Source organism: Protofrankia sp. Cr1 (assembly GCF_963555865.1).
Lineage (GTDB): Bacteria > Actinomycetota > Actinomycetes > Frankiales > Frankiaceae > Protofrankia.
The window spans coordinates 9,019-12,818 of sequence record NZ_CAUVXO010000056.1 but is presented as its reverse complement, the minus strand read 5'-3'; the positions used below and the strand labels follow the sequence as shown (position 1 = coordinate 12,818).

At 72.3% G+C, this 3,800-nt stretch carries 2 protein-coding genes and 1 pseudogene; 2 read left to right on the top strand and 1 reads right to left on the bottom strand.

Annotated elements, in window-relative coordinates:
• Together U9980_RS07630 and U9980_RS07625 are read left to right on the top strand one after the other, a co-directional pair.
• Window positions 1–815 (top strand): annotated as a pseudogene (locus U9980_RS07630) (hypothetical protein); the annotation flags it as partial.
• Window positions 812–2,314, top strand: coding sequence for a DUF5719 family protein (locus U9980_RS07625; RefSeq protein ID WP_322767291.1), 1,503 nt, complete (start codon window positions 812–814; stop codon window positions 2,312–2,314). The pseudogene U9980_RS07630 and the gene U9980_RS07625, both read left to right, overlap by 4 nt.
• Before the next feature lie 195 nt (window positions 2,315–2,509).
• Here U9980_RS07625 and manA read toward each other — a convergent pair whose 3' ends face one another.
• The gene (manA, locus tag U9980_RS07620) at window positions 2,510–3,748 is read right to left on the bottom strand and encodes a mannose-6-phosphate isomerase, class I (RefSeq protein WP_322767290.1); all 1,239 of its coding nucleotides are present in this window, start codon (window positions 3,746–3,748) and stop codon (window positions 2,510–2,512) included.
• Window positions 3,749–3,800 lie beyond the last annotated feature (52 nt).

The window sequence follows — 3,800 nt, the reverse complement described above, 5'->3', positions numbered from 1 at the left end:
TCGCGCTGCTCGTACCCGCCGCGCTCGCGGGCGTCATCGGGGTTGTCCGGGCCGACACCCGACGGCCGGTGCTCGCGGCCTGGGGCGTTGTCCTGATCGGCTTGGTCGGTGCCGCTGTGGAGCGGCACCTGTGCGGCGCCGACCGTGACGACGTGGCGGGCGCGCAACTCGGGGTTGTCGTCGCCGGGTTGCTCCTTGCCGCGACGCTCGCGGCGTCGGGAGCGCGTGCGGCGCTGCGGCGTCATCCCTTCGGCTGGCGGCAGTTCGTGGCCGTGGCCGTCGGTGGAGCAGTGGTTGCGAGTCCGGTTGCCGGCGGCTTCGCGTTCCTGTGGGGCGGTGAGGTCGCGCGCGGTGCCGCCGCACGTGACAGCGGCGTGGTGGCGTCCGCGGTCGCGGTCGCGACGGCTGCCGGGCGGACTGCCGGCGTCCTGATACTGCGTCAGTCGTCCCAGGGCTCCCCGGTCGCCTACACCTTGACCGGCGCCCGCGGCCCCCGCCTCGCCGACCCCGCCGGGACGACGCGGATCATCCCGACGGTCCCGACCGGGCACACCGTCGACGACAGCACGGTCGAGGCGATTGTCGGTGATCTGACGGTGGGGGGGAGCTGGGGCGCAGGTGAGCTCGCGGCTCTGGCCGTGCGAGCGGTCGTCGTCCCGTTTCCGGATGCGCCACCGTCGTTGACCGCCGTACTCGACGCGGTACCGGGGCTCGTGCGCGAACAGGTGCTCGCAGACGCCATGGTCTGGCGCGTGGTTCCGGCAGGGCCGGTGAACCTGCCCGCGGCGACACCGCACGCGGGATCGCGGCCATGACCGGACGGATCCGGCTCCTGCGCCGGGCGGCATCGGTCGTGGTTGGCGGCACCCTCGCCCTGGTGGCCGTGTGGTGCGTCGCGGTGTTCATCGAGCCGACGGACGGGAGGCGGCCGCGGCCGGTCCCAGCGGCGGGGTTCCCGATGCCGATCACGTCGGCGACGTTGCTGTGCCCGGATCTCAGACCGCCGGCGGGGTCCGCGGTCACGGTCGACGTCGCGACCGCCGGTGGCGGGGTGAGCGCGACGGTGCCCGCACCGGGATCGGGCCGCGGACCGGTGCTGGACGGGCAGGTCCAGCTGTCCGCGGGCGACAAGGTCAAGAATCTTCATTCCGGTCCGGTCCGGCGGCGGGCGTCGGTCCAGGTGAGTGGCGGCGAGCCGCTGGCTGTCCGCGCGAGCGGCCCCGCGGCAGCCGGGTTGAGCGCGACGGTGACCGCACCGGGAGCGGGCGGCCGCGCATCGGTGATCGCTCGCTGCGAGCGTCCCAGAAGCGAGTTCTGGCTTGTCGGTCCTGCCACGGTGGCCGGTCGGGACCCGCTGGTCGTCCTCACCAACCCCGAGGCCACACCCGCGCGGGCACAGATCACCGTGTTCGCCGACGGTGGTGCAGACAGTGGTGCAGACAGTGGCGCGGGGGCCACCACCGGCGTTGTCGTGCCGCCGCGGGCGAGCGTGACCCGTCGCCTGGCGACCTGGGTGCCGGACGCCGACGCCACCGTGGTGCGGGTACAGGTGCGTGACGGGCGTCTGGCCGCCCTGGTCCTGGACCGTGCCGGCGGCCCGTTCGCACGGGATTCGACCGTGGTGCCCGTAGTGGCCGGTGCCGGGCCGGCGGGCTCCCTGCTCCTTGCGGGCGCGGCAACGGGCGTCGGTGACGCGCGGGTCGTCGTAGCCGCTCCCGAGGCGGCGGCGGTGATCCGGCTGGATCTGTTGACACCGTCCGCGAGTTACATTCCGGTGGGTTTCGCGGACCTGCGGGTGCCACGTGGCGGCGTAATCCGGTTACCGGCCCTGCCCGGCGGCGCCGGCGTGGCGGCGCTGCGGTTGACGGTGCGCTCCGGTGGTCCGGTGATCGCTGCCCTCGGCCTGCCCATGCCGGCCGCCGGACCGGGGCAGGCCGGGTTTGGGCAGCCCGGCCTGGCCCCGGCACCGGGATACCGGTGGGTCGGCCCGGCGGATGTGATTCACCCTGTTTCGACGGCGGCCACACTGCTTCCCCCCGCCACCGGCCAGGGGGTGAGGACCCTGGTGCTCACAGCACCGGACACGGCCGTCACTGTCTGGTTCGACGGGACTCCGGTTGCGGTGCCGGCCGGACGCACGGTGGCGGTCGGGCCGGGGAACGCGACTCGGATGGTTACCCAAGGTGGTCCACTGGTGGCGGCACTTACCGTCGGTTCGGGTGCTGGCAGCTCTGTTCTCACCCTCTCTTCGGCACCGCGGACGGTGTCGGCGCCGGCACTGGTCCACGACCCTCGGGCTGCCTTCCGCCGGTAAGAGTGCCCGGCAACAGGGGCGTGGATCAAGGTGCGTGCCCCGGCCCCGCGACGCCGCGTCCCCGTTGCCGGTCGCTCTGTGGGAACGATGTGAATCTGGTGTTGTGGCAGGAGCATCAGATTCACATCGTTAAGAGCGCCCGGGCGGAGGTGACGTCCTCAAGCCGGGTGACGTCCTCAAGCCGGGTGACGTGCCCTACCCGGGTGAGGCGAGGAACACGCGGCCGACGCCGGCGAGCCCGAGCTGCGTCGATGCCGGCGACCCTGGGACGACCACCGCAGCCTGGCCGCGTTGCAGCCGGATGACGTCGGTGCCCGTGCCGTATACCTCGATGGCGCCTTCGGTGACCAGCAGGACGGCTGGACGCGTGACCGGCATGTGTCCGTCACAGGCCGGTCGTCCATCTGCCGGGGACGCATCTGCCGGGGACGCATCTGCCGGTCGGTGACAAATCGCCTCGGCCAGCAGGAAGTCGTCCACCGGCACATCCCAGGTACGCACGGTGAGACCAGCCGTCGCCAGCATTGTCCGGGGGGCGAGTACCGGCGCCGGGGTTGGCCTCGGGTCGAGAACATCGAGCAGCTCGTCCACGTCGATGTGTTTCGGCGTCAGCCCACCGCGCAGCACGTTGTCCGACGTTGCCATGATCTCGATGCCGACACCGTGGACATAGGCGTGCAGCAGGCGCGCGGGCTGGAACAATGCCTCGCCCGGCTGGAGCGCCACGTCGTTGAGCAGCAGCGCCGCGGCGATTCCCACATCACCGGGGTGTGCCGCGGCGAGGCGGCCCACCAGGTCGGCGGCTGCCGCCACATCCGGGTCCACGGGTGGTCGCAGCGCGGCGGCGGCCTCGACCAGACCGCTGGTGAAGGCATGCGCCTGTTCGGCCGGCATCGTCAGCAGCGTGCGCAGAACCGTCGCGGCTCCGGTGGACGGGTTCGCGTCCAGCGGCGTGAACGCGGCAGTCAGTGGCGGGTGACCGAGGCCACGCACCACGGCGAGGGTCCGTAGCGGGTCACGGACTCCGGCGAGCGCGCGAAATGGCGTGAGCGCGACAAGCAGCTCGGGTTTGTGATTACGGTCCCGATAGCGGCGCCAGGTGGCGTCGCGCGGAACGCCGCACCTTTCCTCGTCGTCAAAGCCGGTTCGCGCCCGTGCCGCGTCCGGGTGGACCTGCAACGAGAGCGCCTTCTCCGCGGCGAGAACCTTCAGCAGGAAAGGCAGCGGGCCCACGACATCGACTGCCGGCCGCAGCCCGCCGACGGTCTCGACCTCGGATGGGGCGCCCGGATGGGTTCCCAGCCAGAGCTCCGCGGCCGGTTGGCCGGTGGGGGCCTCGCCGAGCAGGTCGTAAATGGCGGTGGACGAGCCCCAATCATAGTTGCGCACCCGACCGAACAACCGCAGGATCCGGTCGGGCTTTCCGACGGTCACTGGTGCCCGTCCTCCTTGTGAACTGTTCGAATCGCACGGTCGCGCGAGAATC

What these genes read in the sequence shown, in the direction of transcription:
- U9980_RS07625 (WP_322767291.1), top strand. Translation starts at nt 812, where the DNA reads ATGACCGGACGGATCCGGCTCCTGCGCCGGGCGGCATCGGTCGTGGTT.